General features: G+C 70.0%; 14 protein-coding genes. 3 read left to right on the top strand and 11 right to left on the bottom strand.

Annotated elements, in window-relative coordinates:
- Positions 1-125: 125 nt before the first annotated feature.
- On the top strand, positions 126-599 hold the full coding sequence (locus ABD067_RS08140) for a methyltransferase family protein (protein WP_343894724.1): 474 nt from the start codon (positions 126-128) through the stop codon (positions 597-599).
- 210 nt (positions 600-809) lie between these two features.
- Positions 810-1,595: a hypothetical protein gene (locus ABD067_RS08135; RefSeq protein WP_343894723.1), complete on the top strand. Its 786-nt coding sequence runs from the start codon at positions 810-812 to the stop codon at positions 1,593-1,595.
- A 45-nt stretch (positions 1,596-1,640) separates the two neighbouring features.
- Here the strand turns inward: ABD067_RS08135 and dnaE are convergent, their stop codons facing one another.
- Positions 1,641-5,105 (bottom strand): DNA polymerase III subunit alpha, encoded by a 3,465-nt coding sequence (gene dnaE / locus ABD067_RS08130; protein WP_343894722.1) that lies wholly within the window; start codon positions 5,103-5,105, stop codon positions 1,641-1,643.
- A gap of 146 nt (positions 5,106-5,251) precedes the next feature.
- On the opposite strand from dnaE, the gene ABD067_RS08125 reads away from it, so the two are divergent.
- Positions 5,252-6,133, top strand: coding sequence for a DMT family transporter (locus tag ABD067_RS08125; protein WP_343894721.1), 882 nt, complete (start codon positions 5,252-5,254; stop codon positions 6,131-6,133).
- Here the strand turns inward: ABD067_RS08125 and ABD067_RS08120 are convergent.
- The 10 genes from ABD067_RS08120 to nuoL all read right to left on the bottom strand — a co-directional run bounded on the left by ABD067_RS08120 (position 6,105) and on the right by nuoL (position 18,190).
- On the bottom strand, positions 6,105-6,797 hold the full coding sequence (locus ABD067_RS08120; protein ID WP_343894720.1) for an ABC transporter ATP-binding protein: 693 nt from the start codon (positions 6,795-6,797) through the stop codon (positions 6,105-6,107). The genes ABD067_RS08125 and ABD067_RS08120 overlap by 29 nt on opposite strands.
- Positions 6,790-8,043, bottom strand: coding sequence for a lipoprotein-releasing ABC transporter permease subunit (locus tag ABD067_RS08115; protein WP_343894719.1), 1,254 nt, complete (start codon positions 8,041-8,043; stop codon positions 6,790-6,792). Before ABD067_RS08115 ends, ABD067_RS08120 begins: the two co-directional genes overlap by 8 nt.
- Positions 8,043-9,362: a proline--tRNA ligase gene (proS, locus tag ABD067_RS08110; protein WP_343894718.1), complete on the bottom strand. Its 1,320-nt coding sequence runs from the start codon at positions 9,360-9,362 to the stop codon at positions 8,043-8,045. The genes ABD067_RS08115 and proS overlap by 1 nt, the downstream gene beginning before the upstream one ends.
- A gap of 417 nt (positions 9,363-9,779) precedes the next feature.
- Positions 9,780-10,043, bottom strand: a complete 264-nt coding sequence (locus tag ABD067_RS08105; RefSeq protein WP_343894717.1) for a DUF1467 family protein — start codon at positions 10,041-10,043, stop codon at positions 9,780-9,782.
- Between the two features lie 24 nt (positions 10,044-10,067).
- Complete coding sequence (locus ABD067_RS08100) at positions 10,068-11,741, bottom strand: ribonuclease J (protein WP_343894716.1); 1,674 nt, start codon at positions 11,739-11,741, stop codon at positions 10,068-10,070.
- Between the two features lie 8 nt (positions 11,742-11,749).
- Complete coding sequence (locus ABD067_RS08095) at positions 11,750-12,562, bottom strand: type III pantothenate kinase (protein ID WP_343894715.1); 813 nt, start codon at positions 12,560-12,562, stop codon at positions 11,750-11,752.
- 5 nt (positions 12,563-12,567) lie between these two features.
- Positions 12,568-13,335, bottom strand: a complete 768-nt coding sequence (locus ABD067_RS08090; RefSeq protein ID WP_343894714.1) for a biotin--[acetyl-CoA-carboxylase] ligase — start codon at positions 13,333-13,335, stop codon at positions 12,568-12,570.
- Positions 13,335-14,756: an NADH-quinone oxidoreductase subunit NuoN gene (nuoN, locus tag ABD067_RS08085; RefSeq protein ID WP_343894713.1), complete on the bottom strand. Its 1,422-nt coding sequence runs from the start codon at positions 14,754-14,756 to the stop codon at positions 13,335-13,337. The genes ABD067_RS08090 and nuoN overlap by 1 nt, the downstream gene beginning before the upstream one ends.
- Before the next feature lie 6 nt (positions 14,757-14,762).
- On the bottom strand, positions 14,763-16,277 hold the full coding sequence (locus ABD067_RS08080) for an NADH-quinone oxidoreductase subunit M (RefSeq protein ID WP_343894712.1): 1,515 nt from the start codon (positions 16,275-16,277) through the stop codon (positions 14,763-14,765).
- Positions 16,277-18,190, bottom strand: a complete 1,914-nt coding sequence (nuoL, locus tag ABD067_RS08075; RefSeq protein WP_343894711.1) for an NADH-quinone oxidoreductase subunit L — start codon at positions 18,188-18,190, stop codon at positions 16,277-16,279. The genes ABD067_RS08080 and nuoL overlap by 1 nt, the downstream gene beginning before the upstream one ends.
- Positions 18,191-18,197: the final 7 nt, after the last annotated feature.

The following is an 18,197-nucleotide window of genomic DNA, read 5'->3' as shown; positions in this document are numbered from 1 at the left end:
GGTGGACGGAAGGGCGCGCCGCGTGCGGATTTGCCCGCCTTCTCCTCGGTCCGCCTGGGCGGAACGAGCGCGGATGGCTGACGGCGGGCCATATGGCATGGGCGCAGGCGAGGAGCAACCTTCGCATGGCTTCGAACGGCGACACCCCGGGCGTGATCGCGCCGCCACCCCTGCTCTTCTTCGGTGCCCTGGCGGCTGCGGCGGCAGTGGACTTCGGCTTGGTGCGCGTTCCGACAGGGTTGCCCCGCGCCCTCCGGCTCGGCGCGGGCGCGGTGTTCGCTGCGGCGGCGGTCGGGCTGGCCGCGGCTGCCCTTTGGCGGTTCCGCCGGGCCGGAACGGCGGCCGAGCCGTGGCGGCCTTCCACCACGCTGGTGAAGGACGGCGTGTACCGTTTCACCCGCAACCCGATGTACATGGCTATGGCGTTGCTTTACCTCGGGCTGGCGTTGGCGGTGGACAGCGGCGTGGCGCTGCTCCTGTTGCTCCCGCTCCTGGCGCTGGTGCAGGCGGGCGTCATTTCGCGTGAGGAGCGGTACCTAGAAGGCAAGTTCGGGGATGAGTATCGGCGCTACCGCGCCACGGTCAGGCGCTGGATTTGAGGACGCGCTCGGCGGTCTACCCGGCGTCGGTCCGGCCGCGCGGGGCCGGCCGGTGGGTGCCCGGCGGGACGGTTCACGGCCACCCGCCCACACCCCCGAAACTATCTATGGCGGCGGCTGTACACGGTCGGTGAGCCGGCGTTTGCTCAACTGACCCCGGCAGCGGGGAAGCGCCCCGCGGCCTGGGATGAACGGGAGGGCGCGGCAGCCATGCCAATCTACCGACTCGGCAGAGGAGACGACTTCTTCGACTCCGCCTCCGTGCAGGACTGGACCAACGATTCCTTGGTCTTCGGCGGTTGGGGCGACGACACCATCATCGCTCGAGCCCTGAGCCCCACCTCGTCCAGCCGGCTGCTGATCAGCGGCGGCGGCGGCGGCGACACCCTCCGCCTCGACGCCTCCAACAGCGTGGCCCTGGGCGGTGGCGGCCGGGACGAACTGACCTCAATCGGCGGCCTCGGCAACACGTTACTCGGCGGCAGCGGCGGCGACCTGCTGATCAGCTTCGGCGGGGGCAGCGGGATGGGCCGCGGCAACACCCTCGGCGGCGGCGGCGGCCCCGACACCTTCAGGCTGACCAACGCCGGCAACCTGGTGGTGACGGGGGACGCCGGCGACGACCACGCGGTGTCGGAAGGGGACCGGTTCCTCGGCCCGACGGACGCCATCGTCGATTACCGGCGCGGGGAGCCGATCGAGTTGCGCACCTTCGGCGGCCCGGACGACGTGCCGCCCTACACCAGGGTGGAGGAGGTGGCGCTGGTCACCGACCCGCTTTCCGCGGCGGGCGACCGCTTCCGCCCCGTGGTCGGGGACGGCGAGTATGCGCTGATCCGCGGAAGCTTCGCCGGCGAAGGCGTGTTCGACGTCGCTTCGGATGGCCCCGACCTGCTGGTGGTCTATGACTCGTTCAATGGCGACGACAACGCCATCGCGCAGGGATCGCTGGCGCTCCTCGGCGTCACCGACCCCGGATCGGTTGCCATCGGCTGACGCCGTCGCCGCGGCGCGGGGGACGCGAGGCGATCGGGCCGCCGGTCAGACCGCCTCCACCTCAGCCACGCCGGGCACCACCTTCATCGCCTGCATCAGTTTGGGCGACACGGCGAAGGAGCCGGGCAGCGCCATCTCCACCTCCTGGCCCTGCCCGGTCCGGGCCACCAGCACAACGCGGCCTTTGCCCCTCCCCTCCCGCGCGAGGAGCGTCCGGATGTGCTCCACCGCGGCCGTGTTCTCGAGCCACAGGCGGATGCCCTGGCCGACGTCCTGGGCGGCGCGTTCCAGCGCTTCGAGGTCGTTGGCGGTGAGGCGGAGCGCTTCGTTCTCCAGCCGCGCTTCGGCCGTGACCAGGACGGTGGTGCCTTCCTCCAGCAGCGGGCGGGCGCGCGACAGGACTTCGGAGAAGAGCGTGACTTCGTAGGTGCCAGATGCGTCGGAGAGCGTCACCCAGGCCATGCGGCTGCCGGTTCGGGTGTTGCGCTCCTTGGAGGCGACGACCGTGCCGGCGAGCTTCAAGCGGGCGCCGCCGGTGCGGGCGCGCGCGGCGATCTCGGCCGAGGGCACGACGCCGAGGCGCTTCAGCACCGCGGCGTAGGTGTCGAGCGGGTGGGCGGAGAGGTGGAAGCCGACCGCTTCGGCCTCGAAGGACAGCTTTTCGAGCTGCGGCCACTCGGGGACGTTGGGCAGGCGCAGCGGCTCGGGCTTGGCATCGCCGCCGCCGAATAGGCCGATCTGGGAGCTGGCGCGGTCCTCGGCCGTGGCCTGGGCGCGGCGCAGGATCAACTCGGCGCCAGCCACCAGCTTGGCGCGGCTCGGTTCCAGTTGGTCGAAGGCGCCGGCCTTGGCGAGGTTCTCGATCTGCATCTTGTTGAGAAGCTTCGGGTCCACGCGGGCGGCGAAGTCGGCGATGCAGGAGAAGGGTCCGCCGGCGTCACGCGCCGCCACCATGTCCCGCATCGCCTGGGCGCCGACGCGCTTCACCGCGGCGAGGGCGAAGCGGATGGCGGGGGTGCCGTCCTCCTCGCACTCGGTCAGGAACTCGGCACCGGACTTGTTGATGTCGGGCGGCAGCACGGAGATGCCGAGGCGCGTCGCTTCCTGCATGTGGCCGGCGAGCTTGTCCGTTTTGTCCATGTCGAGCGTCATGGAGGCGGCGAGGAAGGCGACGGGGTGGTTCGCTTTCAGCCAGGCGGTCTGGTAGCTGACCAGGGCGTAGGCGGCGGCGTGCGACTTGTTGAAGCCGTAGTCGGCGAAGCGCTCCATCAGGTCGAAGATCTCGCCGGCCTTGGCGGCGGGGATGCCGCGCGCGGTGGCGCCTTCGACGAAGATGGCGCGCTGCTTTTCCATCTCCGCGCGGATCTTCTTGCCCATGGCGCGGCGGAGCAGGTCGGCGGCGCCGAGCGAGTAGCCCGCCAGCTCCTGGGCGATCTGCATCACCTGCTCCTGGTAGACCATGATGCCGTTGGTCTCTTCCAGGATGTGGTGGATGGCCGGGTGCGGGCTTTCCCAGGGCTCGCCGTGCTTGCGGGCGCAGTAGGCGGGGATGTTGGCCATCGGGCCGGGGCGGTAGAGGGCGACGGCGGCGACCAGGTCCTCGAAGCGGTCCACGCGCATCTGCCGGAGGCAGTCGCGCATGCCCTGGCCTTCGAACTGGAACACCCCGGCGGCGTCACCCTTCCGGAGCATCTCGAAGGTCCTCACGTCGTCGAGCGGTATGGCCGTGATGTCGATGTCGTGGCCCTGCCCCTTCAGGATCGCCAACGCCTGCTGGATCACCGTGAGGGTCTTCAGGCCGAGGAAGTCGAACTTCACCAGGCTGGCCTGCTCGACGTACTTCATCGAGTACTGGGTGATGAGGATGTCGGAGCGCGGGTCGCGGTAGAGCGGCACCACATCGATCAGCGGCTCGCGCCCGATCACCACGCCGGCGGCGTGGGTGGAGGCGTTGCGGTACATGCCTTCGAGCTGGAGCGCGATGTCGAGCAGGCGCGCCACCGTTTCGTCCTCGCGCCGCATCTCTTGGAGGCGCGGTTCGCCGTCGATCGCCTGGGACAGCGTGACCGGGTTGGCGGGAATGAAGGGGATCAACGAGGCGATGCGGTCCACTTGGCCGTAGGGCATCCCGAGCACGCGGCCCACGTCGCGCACCACGGCTTTCGCTTGCAGCTTGCCGAAGGTGATGATCTGCGCGACGCGGTCGGAGCCGTACTCCTCGCGCACGTAGCGGATCACCTCGTCGCGCCGGTCCTGGCAGAAGTCGATGTCGAAGTCCGGCATCGAGACGCGCTCGGGGTTGAGGAACCGCTCGAACAGCAGGCCGAAGCGCATCGGGTCGAGGTCGGTGATGGTGAGCGCCCAGGCGGCGACGGAACCGGCGCCGGAGCCGCGGCCGGGGCCGACCGGGATGTCGTGCGCCTTGGCCCATTGGATGAAGTCGGCGACGATGAGGAAGTAGCCGGCGAAGCCCATGCTTTCGATGACGCCGAGCTCGTACTCCAGGCGCTCCTCGTAGGGCTTGCGCGCTTCCGCCCCTTCGACGCCGGCGGCGTCGAGCCGGGCGGCGAGGCCGCGGCGGGCCATGTCGCGCACGGTCTCGGCTTCCGTCATGCCGGGCTGCACCTTGGGGCAGAGCGGCAGCTCGGGCTTGCGCGCTTCCGTCATCACCGCGCACCGGCGGGCGATTGCCAGGGTGTTGTCGCAGGCGTCCGGCAGGTCGGCGAAGAGGGCGCGCATGGCCTCCGCCGGCTTGAACCAGTGCTCGGGCGTGACGCGGCGCCGGTTCGGGTCGGCGAGGAGCTTGCCTTCGGCGATGCAAAGCAGGGCGTCGTGCGCTTCGTGCATCTCCGGTTTGGCGAAGTACACGTCGTTGGCGGCGACGATGGGCAGGGCGAGTTCGTCGGCCAGGTCGAGGAGGGCGGGTTCGATGGCGCGCTCGATGTCGAGGCCGTGGCGGTGCAGCTCCACCGCGAGGCGGTCGGGAAAGGCTTCGCGCAGCGCGACGAGCAGGCGCGCCGCGGCGTCGCGGCGGCCTTCCGCCAGCAGGCGCGAGACGGGGCCGAGGGTGCCGCCGGTGAGGAGGAACAGGCCGGCCGAGAGCTCGCGCAGGGTGTCGAGCCGCACGCAGGGCCGGCCGGAGGGGTCGGACCCGAGGAAGCTTTGCGACGACAGGCGCTGGAGGTTGTCGAGACCCTGGGCGTTCATGGCGAGGGCTACGACCGGATCGGGGGCGTTGCGTTCCGGATCGCCGTTGCCGGCCCCCTGCCCGTCCAGGTGCTCGCGGCCGAGCCAGAGCTGGCAGCCCATGATCGGCTGCACCCCTTTGGCCGCGCAGCCCTGGGAGAACTCCAGCGCGCCGAACAGGTTGGCGGTGTCGGTCAACGCCACCGCGGGCATGCCGGCGTCCCGGGCCAGGACCGCGAGCTTGTCCGCCTTGATGGCGCCTTCCGAAAGGGAGTAGCTAGAATGCGCGTGGAGGTGGACGAACGCTAGCGTGCTGGCAACCATGAGCTACTCCCCTGCGCCGCGACCATAACACCACGGCCGAGTCGCGCCCGCATCGGAGTGGCGCAAAGTGGGGCGTAGACCCCGAGTGTTGCGCCGGCGCACGTGACGCTCCGGGTTCGACGGACCGCGGTGCCGTCGTCGGCGGTGTGCTCGCCATGGTGCTGTTCAGCGGCAACTTCGCCTGCGCGCGGCACGGTTTGGAGAACGGCCTTTCGGTCGCCGACCTCATACTGATCCGGTACGGGGTCTCCGGGCCGCTCTGCCTGTTGGTCCTGCTGCGGATCGGCTTCGGCGACGCGACGCCCGGGCGGTCGCTGGCGCTCACCCTGTTGGGCGGCGTCCCGTACTTCCTGCTGACGGCGGGGGCGCTGGCCTTCACCTCGGCCACGCACGGCTCGATCCTCAACCCCGGCGGAACTATGGTGTTCGCGCCGTTGCTGGCTTGGCTCGTCCTCGGCGACAGGCCCGGCGCCGGGGTCCTCGCCGGGGTCGCCATCCTCGTCGCGGGCCTTGTGATGATCGGCGGCGAAGGGCTGCTGGGGGGCGCCGGCGGCGGACGGGCCTGGATCGGCGACCTGCTGCTTGTCTGGAGCGGCTTCAACTGGGCGCTGTTCGGCGTGCTGATGCGGCGCTGGGGGCTGAGCGGGCTCCGGACCGCGTGCGTGATGGGCGCTTGCTCCGTCTTTTGGCTGCCGGTCCACCTGCTGGTATTCGGCCTGGGCGGCATCCCGGACGCGCCTGGCGCGGCGGCGATCCAGGCGGGCTACCAAGGGCTGGTCGCCGGGTGGCTCGCCATCATCCTCTACAGCCGTGCTGTGGCGGCGCTGGGCCCGTCGCGCGGCGCGCTGCTCCCGCCGCTGGTGCCCGCGCTCGGCGTGTTCTGGGCGTGGCTCCTGCTCGGCGAGCGGGTTTCGGCCTTGCAGATTGCGGGCATGGCGACCGTCGTTGCCGGCATGTTGGTCGGCGCGTTGTGGCGTCCCGGCGGGGATCGGCGCGGCGTCAGGCCGCCACCACGCGCCCCTCGCTGAGCGTCACGACCCGGTCCATGCGGGCGGCGAGGCTCGGGTTGTGGGTGGCGATCAGCGCCGCGACGCCGCGGTTGCGGACGGCGTCCAGCAGTTCGGAAAAGACGCGGTCGGAGGTGGCCACGTCGAGGTTGCCGGTGGGCTCGTCCGCCAGGAGGATGCGCGGCTCGTTGGCGAGGGCGCGGGCGATGGCGACGCGCTGCTGCTCGCCGCCCGAGAGCTGGCCCGGGCGGTGCGACTCGCGCCCGTTCAAGCCGAAGGAAGCGAGCAGTTCGCGGGCCCGGGCCTTCGCCACGGAACGCGGGGCGCCGGCCGCCAACCGGGCGAGCAGCACGTTCTCCTCCGCCGTGAACTCGGGCAGCAGGTGGTGGAACTGGTAGACGAAGCCGATGGTGTCGCGCCGGATCGCGGTGCGAGCGTCGTCCGACAGGGTGCCGGCGGCGCGGCCGGCGACGTGGACTTCACCGGCGTCGGGCCGCTCCAGAAGGCCGGCGAGGTGCAGGAGCGTGGATTTGCCGGTGCCCGACGGCGCCACCAAGGCCACGATCTCGCCTGCCTGGAGCGTGAGGTCGGCGGCCGTGAGGACCGGCAGGTCGCCGGCTTCGGTGCGGTAATGCCTCGCGACCCCTTCCAGGCGCAGGGGCGGCGGCGGCGAGGCGTCACTCATTGCGGAGCGCTTCCACCGGGTCGAGCCGGGCCGCGCGCCACGCCGGGTACATGGCGGCGAGCAGCGACAGCGCGAAGCTCATCGCGGCCACCTGCGTCACCTCCGAGGAGTCCACCACGGCGGGGAGCTGCGCCAGGAAGTAGACCTCGGCCGGGAAGAGCTGCGTGCTGGTGAGCCATTGCAGGAACTGCCGGATCTCCTCGATGTAGGCGCAGAACACCAAGCCGAGCAGCAGGCCGGCGGCGGTGCCGAGCACGCCGATGGCGGCGCCGCACATCAGGAACACCCGCAGCACCGCGCCGCGCCGGGCGCCCACCGTGCGGAGGATGGCGATGTCGCGCCGCTTGTCCTTCACCAGCATGGTCTGGGTGGTGACGATGTTGAAGGCGGCCACCAGGATGATGAGGGTGAGGATGAGGAACATGACGTTCCGCTCCACCTGCACCGCGGCGAAGAAGCTGTTGTTGGACTCCTGCCAGTCGAGGATGCGGACCGGCCGGTCGGCGAGCGCTCGCCAGATCTCGCGCGTGGCGGCGCGCACGCGCGTCGGGTCCTGCACGAAGACTTCCACTTGCGTCGCGGCTTCGGGCATCTGCAAGTAGGCCTGGGCGGCGGCGAGCGGCAGGAAGGCGAAGGTGCTGTCGTACTCGTTCATGCCCACGGAGAAGAGCGCGACGATCCGGAAGGCGCGGAGCCGCGGCAAGGTGCCGACCACCGTTGCCCTGCCCTGCGGCGAAACGAGGGTGACGCGGTCCCCGACGCCGACGCGGAGCTTGTTGGCCAAGCCGGCGCCGATGACAATCGTGTCCTCGGCCTCGAACTCCGAAAGGCTGCCGCGGACGATGTTGCGGGCGATGATGTCGCGCGCGCGCAGGTCCTCGGGCCGGATGCCGCGCGCGAGGCCGCCGGTGGCGCCGCCGGCTTCGCTGGTGATGAGAACCTGGCCTTCGATGATGGGCGTGGCTTCGACGATGCCGGGCACGGCGCGGATGCGGGCGGCCACGGCGTCGAAGTCGCGCATCGGGCCGCCCTCCGCGGCATAGGCGCCGAGGTGGCCATTGAGGCCGAGGATGCGGCCGAGCAGCTCCTGGCGGAAGCCGTTCATCACGCTCATGACGATGATGAGCGTCGCCACGCCGAGCGCGATGCCGATGAGGCTGAACCACGCGTTGAAAGAGACGAAGCGCTCCCCCTTGCGCGCCGCCAGGTAGCGGAACGCGACCAGGCGTTCGAAGGTGCCGAACATCAGCCGGCTCCGGTCTCCCGGACCCGGGCGACCGCGTCCTCGAACGAGACCTCCTGCCGCTCGCCAGTGGCGCGGCGCTTCAGCTCCACCTTGCCGGCCGCAGCGCCGCGCGGGCCGACGATGGCCTGCCAAGGGTGGCCCATCAGGTCGGCGTCGGCGAATTTGACGCCGGCCCGCTCGGCGCGGTCGTCGTAGAGGCAAGCGGGGGCGAGCGCGGCGTGCAGCCGCTCGCACAGGGCGTCGCAGGCGGCGTCCCCTTGCTTGAGGTTGAGCACGGCGGCGGCGAAGGGCGCGACGGCGTCGGGCCACTTGATGCCGGCTTCGTCGTGGTTGGCTTCGATCAGGGCGCCGACCAAGCGTGACACGCCGATGCCGTAGCTGCCCATCTCGGGTTCGACCAGGGCGCCGTCGGGGCCGGGCACCTTCAGGTCCATCGCGGCGCTGTACTTGGTGCCGAAGTAGAAGATGTGGCCGACCTCGATGCCGCGGGCGGACACGCGCCGCCCCTCCGGAATCGCACCCCAGGCCGCCTCGTCGTGCTCCTCGTCGGTCGCGGCGTAGCGGCCGGTCCAGAAGTCCACCACGGAGGAGAGGTCGCCCTCGTAGTCCGGGGCGGCGCGGAGCACGTCGAAGTCGAGCAGGTCGCGGTGGAGGAAGACTTGGCTCTCGCCGGTCTCCGCCAGCACGACGAACTCGTGGCTCAGGTTGCCGCCGATCGGGCCGGTGGCGGCGCGCATGGGGATGGCCTTGAGGCCCATGCGGGCGAAGGTGCGGAGGTAGGCCACGAACATGCGGCGGTAGCTCGCCTGCGCGCCCGCGTAATCGAGGTCGAAGGAGTAGGCGTCCTTCATCAGGAACTCGCGGCCGCGCATGACGCCGAAGCGGGGGCGCACCTCGTCCCGGAACTTCCATTGGATGTGGTAGAGGTTGCGCGGCAGGTCGCGGTAGCTCCGGGCGTAGCCACGGAAGATCTCCGTGACCATCTCCTCGTTGGTCGGGCCGTAGAGCATCTCGCGGTCGTGCCGGTCCCTCAGCCGCAGCATCTCCGGCCCGTAGGCGTCATAACGGCCGCTCTGCCGCCAAAGGTCGGCGGTCTGGATCGTCGGCATCAGGATTTCTTGCGCCCCAGCAGCGTCCTGCTCCTCGCGGACGATCTGCTCCACCCGCTGCAGCACGCGCCAGCCCAGCGGCAGCCAAGCGTAGATGCCGGCGGAGGTCTGCCGGACCATGCCGGCGCGAAGCATCAACCGATGCGACGCGATCTGCGCGTCCGCCGGCGTTTCCTTCAGGGTGGGCAGGAAGGCTTTAGAGAGTCGCAACGCGGGCTCCTGGACATGGCCGGCTCCGACACCGGGCGGCGGACCATAGGTGCCGCCAAGCCGGTTCGCCAGGGCTCCCGCGAAGGTAGATCAACACCCGCTGCGTAGACATCTTTGGTCGCCAAGAGGGCGTCCGAAACACGAAACTAGCGAGAAGTTCCGTCACACGGGCAAAAAATTGCTAGCCAGGAGAGATTACCGCGGTTACACGAAAAAAAGGGCCGCACCTCGAAGGGTGCGGCCCGAGTTTAGGGAGGAAACGCCAGTCACACGACAGGAGAAGAAACCCTTCTCCTGCCAAAGATCGTGGCGCAGGCGTATATCGCGGCACAACCTCAAACGATGCTGCGGGCGCGGAGAAAAAACGGGTTTCAAACCGATTCTGCGCAAGCGCTGGCCGGGGCCGCCTCGGTCAGCCTATCTTTCGGGCAGAGCGAACCAGCCCGACCGGAAGCTGATCCAGTTGCTTTCCACCAGCGCGTAGACGCCGATCCAGAGGACGGCCGACACCGCCGTAGTGGCCAGGATCTTCCGCATGAGCAGCGGGCGCTCCGGCGTTCCGCGCCAGCCGCCCGTTGACGCGTCGCCGACCGCGTCGGGGCGGGTGCCGATCGGCAGGATGGCGAACAGCGCCGTCCACCAGATCAACACGTAGACTATGACGCCGGTGAAAACGGACACCGCGGGCCGCCGGGTGCCGCGCCGTCACACGCGCAAGAGGTGGATTTCGACAGCCGGGCGCTTCCGCAAGCGGCGGCCCACCGCCTTGCGGAGCGCGGCCCGGGCCGCTTCGCGCAGCGCGCCGTCTTCCCGGCGGAGCGCGCTCGGCAAGCCCTCGACCGCGCGGGTGAGGTCGGCGGCGATCTGCGACGGCTCGATGTCCGCGGTCTCGAACAGCCCGGGCGCCGAGACCTGCGCACCGCCCATGACGCGGCCGGCGGAGTCTACGGCGAGGGATCCCATGACCACGCCGTTGAACAGCATCCGCTTGCGAGCGGCGAGAACGCTGCCGGAAAGCGGCAGGAGCCGCCCCTCGTCCACCACCAACCGGCCCGTCGGCACGCTGTCCACCACGTCCGCGCGGCCTGGCGCGAGGCGCAGCACGTCGCCGTCTTCCACCAGCAGCGGCTTGGACTGCATCTCCTCGGCGAGCGCCGCGTGCTCGGTCAGGTGTCGCCACTCGCCGTGGACCGGCACGGCGTAGCGCGGCTTCACCAGGGAGTAGAGGCGCTTCAACTCGTCACGGGCCGGGTGGCCGGAGACGTGGACCATGTGGTCGTCCGCCGTCATCACGCGGCAGCCATTGCGCGCCAAGCTGTCCTGCAAGCGCAGGATGCCGCGCTCGTTCCCGGGGATCATGCGGGACGAGAAGATGACGGTGTCGCCCTCCCCGAGCGCGATGTGGGGGTGCGTGTCGGCGGCGATCTTGGACAGGGCCGAACGGGGCTCGCCCTGGCTGCCGGTGCAGATGACGAGGAGCGAGTCGTCGGGGAGGAAGCCGGCCTCCTCCTCGGGTACGAAGGGGCCGATGCCCTTCAGGTAGCCGCATTCCCGGGCCGCGGCTTCGGCGTTGCGGAGAGAGCGGCCGAACAGCGCCACTTGCCTCCCGGCGGCCTCGCCTGCGCGGGCGATGCTCTCCACCCGGGCGATGTTGGTGGCGAAGCAGGTCACGGCCACGCGCCCCTTCAGGGGACGGATGATGGCAGCGAGGTTCCGCCGCACCTCCGCTTCGCTGCCGGAATGGCCCTCAACCAGCGCGTTGGTCGAGTCGCAGACCATGGCGAGCACGCCTTCCTGGCCCACGCGGGCGAAGGCGGCTTCGTCCGTGGGCAGGCCGGTCAGCGGCTCGGGATCGAGCTTCCAATCGCCGGTGTGAACGATCAGGCCGTGCCGGGTGCGGATGGCCAGGGCCTGCGCTTCTGGCACGGAATGCGCGACGCGGAGGAACTCGAGGTCGAAGGGCGGGAGGGACAGGCGGCCGCCCAGGGGCACCGTCGTCACTTGCGCTTCGCCGTTCAAACCGGCTTCGCCGAGCTTGCGACGCAACACCGCGGCCACGAAGGGGCTGGCGTAGATCGGGCAGCGGAGTTGCGGCCACAGGTGCGCCACCGCGCCGACGTGGTCCTCGTGGGCGTGGGTGATGACGAGGCCGACCAAGCGGCCCCGGCGCTCCGCGATCCAGGTCGCGTCCGGCACGACTATGTCCGCTTCGGGCAAGTCCGGGCCGCCGAAGCCGATCCCGCAGTCCACCGCCAGGAAGGCGCCGTCGCACCGGTAGAGGTTGAGGTTCATCCCGATCTCGCCGGTGCCGCCGAGGGGGATGAAAGCCAAATCGTCGGCCGGATCGCGGGGACCGGCGCCCGAAACGAAATCGTCCATGCTCTCTTCTACGCGGGGCTGTACGGGGGATCGCGCAACCCGGATCGGGAGAAGATTGGGGCGGGGTTGCGATCCGCCAACAGCCGGAGGCCTTCCAGGGTTATGTCCTGGTCGATAACTTCGATGGCGGCCGTCCCTTCCCCGAACAGCGGGGCGAGGCCGCCGGTCGCCACCACCTTGAGCGGCCCCTGCTCGCCCCGGATGCGGCCGACGATGCCTTCGATCAGGCCGACATAGCCCCAGTACACCCCCGATTGCATCGCGGCCACCGTGTCCCGGCCGATAACGGCCTGCGGCCGGCCGATACCGATCCGCGGCAGCCGGGCGGCGGCTTGGTGCAGCGCCTCGATGGACAGGCTGATGCCGGGCGCGATGACCCCGCCGAGGTAGGCGCCCTTCCCGTCCACCACGTCGAAGGTCGTGGCGGTGCCGAAATCGACAACCACGAGCGGGCCGCGGTAATGGTGGTGCGAGGCCAGGGCGTTCAACAGGCGGTCGGCGCCGACCTCCTGCGGCCGGTCCACCTTGATCTCGAATCCCCAGTCCACGGCCGCCCGGGCGATCAGCGGCTCGACCTCGAACCACTCGCGCGACAGGCGGCGGAGGTTGTAGAGCGCGGCCGGGACGACCGTGCCGATGGAGCAACGGTCGATGTCGCCGGGCTTCAGGCCGCAGTGCCGGAATAGCGCAAGCAGCCACACGGCGTACTCGTCCGAGGTGCGGTCCGGCCTGGTGGCGATGCGCCATCGCCCGCGCCATTCGCGGCCATCGTGGACGGCGAATACGACGTTGGTGTTGCCCGCGTCGATGGCCAGCAGCATAGGTGTCAGCGCGCCTCCCCTGCTCGGTGTCCTGGCGTTGCAGCTTCCAGCACTTCGCCGACGGCGATGCGGAGGATGGCGCCCTGCCCGGATCGGAGCAGCAGGCTGCCATCCTCGCCCAGTCCCGCGAAGCCCCCCTCGGCCGTGCCCTGGCCGCAGCGCGCGGCGATGCGAAGCCCGGGCGCCGGGCCGTGCGCGGTCCAGGCTTCGCGAACGGCGCCGAAACCCTCGGCGTCCCGGACTCGGCGCCACGCGCAGACCCGGTCGAGCAACCGGGCGGCGAAAGCTTCGGGCGGTTCGGCGCGGCCGAGGCGGGCGGTGGGGCGATCCGCGACCGTCGGGGCGTGGGCGAGGTTGACGCCGAAGCCGAGCACGATCCAAGCGAGGCCGCCATCGGGCGAAACCGCGCTCTCCGCCAGGACTCCGGCGCACTTGGCACCGTGGCGGAGCAGGTCGTTCGGCCAGCGGAGGGACAGCGCGTCCGGATCGGGGTCGACGGCGCGCGCGGCTTCGGCCAGGGCGACACCGCCAAGCAGGCTCCACTGCGGCGCTTCCCGCGCGGCGTGGCGGGGGCGGATGAGCAGCGAGACGGCGAGGTTGCCCGGCGCGTCGCACCACGACCGGCCGCCTTGGCCCCGTCCTGCGGTCTGGCGCAGCGCGAGTATCGCCAAGCCGTCCGGCGCGCCTTCCCGCGCGAGGGTGGTCAGGTGGCTGGATGTGCTAGGAAGTTCGGGGTGGACCTCGAGCCGCCAGCGGCCGTCGCCACCCGCCATCAGGTCAGCAGCGCCGCCGCCGCCGCGCCGGCCGCGGCCAGCATCGGCGCCGGCCACAGGATGAAGAGCAGGTTGAACAGCCCGGTGCCGGCCATGACGGCGGACAGGCTGGCGGGCGCGCGGTCCAGCGCGCCGACGCCCTGGTCGAAGTACATCACTTTGACGATGCGCAGGTAGTAGTAGGCCGAGACGACGCTGGTGAGCACGCCCACCGTGGCGAGCACCCAAAAGCCGCCTTGCACCGCGGCCAGGAAGACGTAGAGCTTGCCGAAGAAGCCGGCGAGCGGCGGGATTCCGGCCATGGAGAACATGAACACCGCCATCCACAACGCCGTGCCAGGGTCGGTTCGGCCGAGGCCGGCGAGGTCGTCCACATGCTCAACCGCCCTGCCCTGCCGCCGCATGGACACTATCACCGCGAAGGTGCCGACGTTCATCAAGATGTAGATGGCCATGTAGATGAGCAGGCCGCGCAGCCCCTCGTCGCTCGCGACCGCGACGCCCATCAGCGCGTAACCAACGTGGCCGATGGACGAGTAGGCCATCAGCCGCTTGATGTTGCGCTGGCCGATGGCGGCGAAGGCGCCCAGCAGCATGGAGCCCATGGAAACCAGCAGGATCACCTGCTGCCACTGCGCCGCGACGTCGCCGAAGGGGCCGAGCAGCACGCGCGCGAGCAGGGCGATCGCCGCGACTTTGGGCGCCATGGCGAAGAAGGCGGTGACCGGGGTGGGCGCGCCCTCGTAGACGTCCGGCGTCCACATGTGGAAGGGCACGGCCGAGACCTTGAAGGCCAGCGCCGCTATGACGAAGACGATGCCGACCACGAGGCCCTGCGAAGCGGGCTCGCCCCCCGTCAGCGCGTCGGCGAGCCGGTCGAAGTTGGTGGAGCCGGCGAAGCCGTAGACCAGCGACGCGCCGTAGAGCAGCAGCCCGGAGGCGAGCGCGCCGAGCACGAAGTACTTGAGCCCGGCTTCGGAGGAGCGCGCGTCGTCGCGGTTGAAGGCGGCGATGACGTAGAGGGGGAGCGAGAGCAGTTCCAGGCCCAGGTACGTCGTCATAAGGTCGTTGGCGGAGACCATGACCATGCCGCCCAGGGTGGCGTAGAGCACCAGGACGGAGAACTCGAAGCGGCCGAGGCCTTCCTTCTCGTTCCAGTCCAGCGCCAGCAGCAGGCCGAGCGCGCCGCCGAGGATCACGAGCAGCTTCATGAAGGAGGAGAAGCCGTCGGCGACGTACTGGCCGCCGAAGGCGGTGCCTTCCTCCTGGCCGAGCACGAGCACGCCGGCGAGCAGCAGAGCGCCGATCACCGCCATGCTGGCGGGGAAGAAGGTGTCGCGCTTCGGGAACACGGCCACGGCGAGGATGACGAGGCCGGCGACCGCGAGCACGATCTCCGGCATGGCGAGGGTCCAGGACATGGCGGCTTACAATCCGGCGAGTCGGGCGGCGTTGGACAGCGCCGCTTCGTGGCGCTGCACGAGGGAGGCGACGCTGGCCTCGAACACGGCGAGCACGGGTTGCGGGTAGACCCCGAGCCAGAGCGTCACCAGCACCAGGGGCACGAACACCGCGTACTCCCGCGGCGAGAGGTCCAGCAGCGAGCGCACGTCCTCGCGCGTGACGCGGCCGAAGGCGACCCTGCGGTAGAGCAGCAGCATGTAGCAGGCGCCCAGGATCATGGAGAGCGCCGCGCCCGCGGCGACCCACGGGTTCACCCTCCAGGCCCCCACGATGACCAGGAACTCGCCCACGAAGTTGGCGAGGCCGGGGAGGCCGACGGAGGCCATGGTGAAGAACAGGAACACCAGCCCGTATGACGGCATGATGCCGGCCACGCCGCCGTAGCGCGCGATGTCCCGGCTGTGGACGCGGTCGTACAGCACGCCGACGCAGAGGAAGAGCGCGCCCGAGACCACGCCGTGCGCCAGCATGGTGAACAACGCGCCGGACAGGCCCTGCTGGTTGAAGGTGAAGATGCCGATGGTGACGACGCCCATGTGGGCGACGGAAGAGTAGGCGATCAGCTTCTTCATATCCTCCTGCGCCAGCGCCACCAAAGATGTGTAGACGACGGCGACGACTGAGAGGACGAAGATCAACGGCGCGAACTGGGCGCTGGCCTCCGGCAGCATGGGCAGGCTGAAGCGGAGGAAGCCGTAGGCGCCCATCTTCAGCAGCACGCCGGCGAGGATGACGGAGCCCGCGGTCGGCGCCTCCACGTGCGCATCCGGCAGCCAGGTGTGGACGGGCCACATCGGCACCTTGACCGCGAAGGAGGCCAGGAAGGCGAAGAAGATCCAGGCCTGCGCCGCCGCGGGGATGGCGTGGCGGTAGATCTCCGGGATGTCCGTGGTGCCGGCCTCGCGCCACAGGTACAGGATGGCGAGCAACATCAGCACACTGCCGAGCAGGGTGTAGAGGAAGAACTTGTAGGCGGCGTAGACGCGCCGCGCGCCGCCCCAGACCCCGATGATGAGGAACATCGGGATCAGCACGCCCTCGAAGAAGACGTAGAACACGAGCATGTCCAGCGCGCAGAACATGCCCACCATCATCGTCTCGAGCACGAGGAAGGCGACCATGTACTCGCGGACGCGGGCGGTGATCGCCTCCCAGGACGCGAGGATGCAGACGGGCGTCAGCGCGGTGGAGAGCAGGACGAACAGCACCGAGACGCCGTCCACGCCCATGTGGTAGCCGACGCCGAACTCCGGCAGCCACGACACCCGCTCGACGAACTGGAAGTCGGCCGTGCCGCGGTCGAAGCGCGCCCATAGGATGAGGCTCAGCAGGAAGACGAGGAGGCTGGTCCAGAGCGCCGTCCAGCGCGCGTTGCGTGCCACCACCGCGTCATCGCCGCGCACCGACAGGATGATGGCGGCGCCCACCAGCGGCAGGAAGGTGAGCAGCGAGAGCAGCGGGAAGCCGGCGGCGTTCATCAGCGGAGGCCGAGCATGAAGAGGGAGACGAAGAAGACGAGGCCGATGATCATGGCGAAGGCGTAGTTCGCCACCCGCCCGGTCTGGATGCGGACCGCGCCGCGGGCGGCCCCGGCCGCGAGGTCGGCGGCGCCGTTCGGCATGCCGTCGATGATGCGGACGTCGCCGACTTGCCAGAGCAGCCGGGCCAGGCGTTGGGCGGGCCGGACGAAGATCATGTCGTACAGCTCGTCGAAGTACCACTTGTTCAGCAGGAAGCGGTACACGCCGGGCGCTGCCGCGGCCAAGCGCGCTGGGATGGCGGGCGCCACCATGTAGAGCATGTAGGCGAGCGCAATGCCGAGCACGGCGACCACGGTGGGGGCGAGCGGCACCCAGGCGGGGACCTCGTGCATGTCGTGCAGCACGTGGTTGTGCGCCGCATTGACGATGGAACCGGCCCAGAAGGCGTGCTCGTGCTCGCCCACGAAGAAACCGTAGAACAGGTAGCCGGTCAGCACGGCGCCGACCGCGAGCAACAACAACGGCGCCAGCATCACCAGCGGGCTCTCGTGGACGTGCTCCATGGTGTGGTGGTCGGCCCGCGGCTCGCCGTGGAAGGTGAGGATGAGCAGCCGCCAGGAGTAGAAGGCGGTCAGGAAGGCGGCGAGGATGCCGCAGATGAAGGCGTAGCCGCCGACCAGGCTGTGCGACGCGAAGGCGGCCTCAAGGATGGCGTCCTTGGAATAGTAGCCGGCGAAGAAGGGGATGCCGGCCAGGGCGAGGCTGCCGATCCACATCACCGCGTAGGTCACCGGGATCTTGGTCCAGATCCCGCCCATGCGGCGGATGTCCTGCTCGTCGGACATGGCGTGGATGACGCTGCCGGCGCCCAGGAACAGCAGGGCCTTGAAGAAGGCGTGGGTGAAGAGGTGGAACATCGCCACTTGGTAGGCGCCGACCCCTGCCGCGAAGAACATGTAGCCGAGCTGCGAGCAGGTGGAGTAGGCGATCACCCGCTTGATGTCGTTCTGCACGCAGCCGATCGTCGCGGCGAAGAGCGCGGTGGTGGCGCCGACGAAGGTGACGAGGGTGAGCGCGTTCGGCGCGTACTCCATCAGCGGCGACATGCGGCACACCAGGAACACGCCGGCCGTCACCATCGTGGCGGCGTGGATCAGCGCTGAGACCGGGGTGGGGCCCTCCATGGCGTCCGGCAGCCAGGTGTGCAGGCCGATCTGCGCCGATTTGCCGCAGGCGCCCAGGAACAGAAGGACGCCGATTAGCTCGATCGAGTTCAGGCCGAGGAAGGTGTCGCCGGTGTGCTGCGGCACCGCGGCGAAGATCTCGGAGAAGTCGATGCTGTCGAAGGTGAGAAAGGTCAGCGCGAGGCCGAGCATGAAGAAGAAGTCGCCCACGCGGTTTACGATGAAGGCCTTCATCGCGGCGGCGTTGGCGCTCTCCCGGTCGTACCAGTAGCCGATGAGCAGGTAGCTCGCGAGGCCCACGCCCTCCCAGCCGAAGAAGAGCTGGGCCAGATTGTCCGCCGTCACCAGCATCAGCATCATGAAGGTGAAGAGCGACAGGTAGGCGAAGAAGCGCGGCGGGGTGGCGTCGTGCGCCATGTAGCCGACGCTGTAGAGGTGGATCAGGGTGGAGACGACCGTGACCATCGCCACCATCACTGTGGCCAGCGTGTCGTAGCGCAGCGCCCAGGCCAGTTCGAAGCCGCCGACGTCGATCCAGGTGGCGATGACGACCGTGGCCGGGTCGCCCTCCATGGCCACCTCGGCGAAGGCCGCGACGCCGCAGATGGCGGCCAGGACCATGCACCCCACGCTGGACCACTGCGCGGCGCGGGAGCCGATCCAGCGGCCGAGGAAGCCGCTGATGGTCGCCCCGAGGAGCGGGAAGAAGACGGCGCCGACGAACATGGTTGGC

The organism is Craurococcus roseus (assembly GCF_039523795.1).
Classification (GTDB): domain Bacteria; phylum Pseudomonadota; class Alphaproteobacteria; order Acetobacterales; family Acetobacteraceae; genus Craurococcus; species Craurococcus roseus.
The sequence above is the reverse complement of the archived record's forward strand: the minus strand, read 5'-3'. Positions and strand labels throughout refer to the sequence as shown.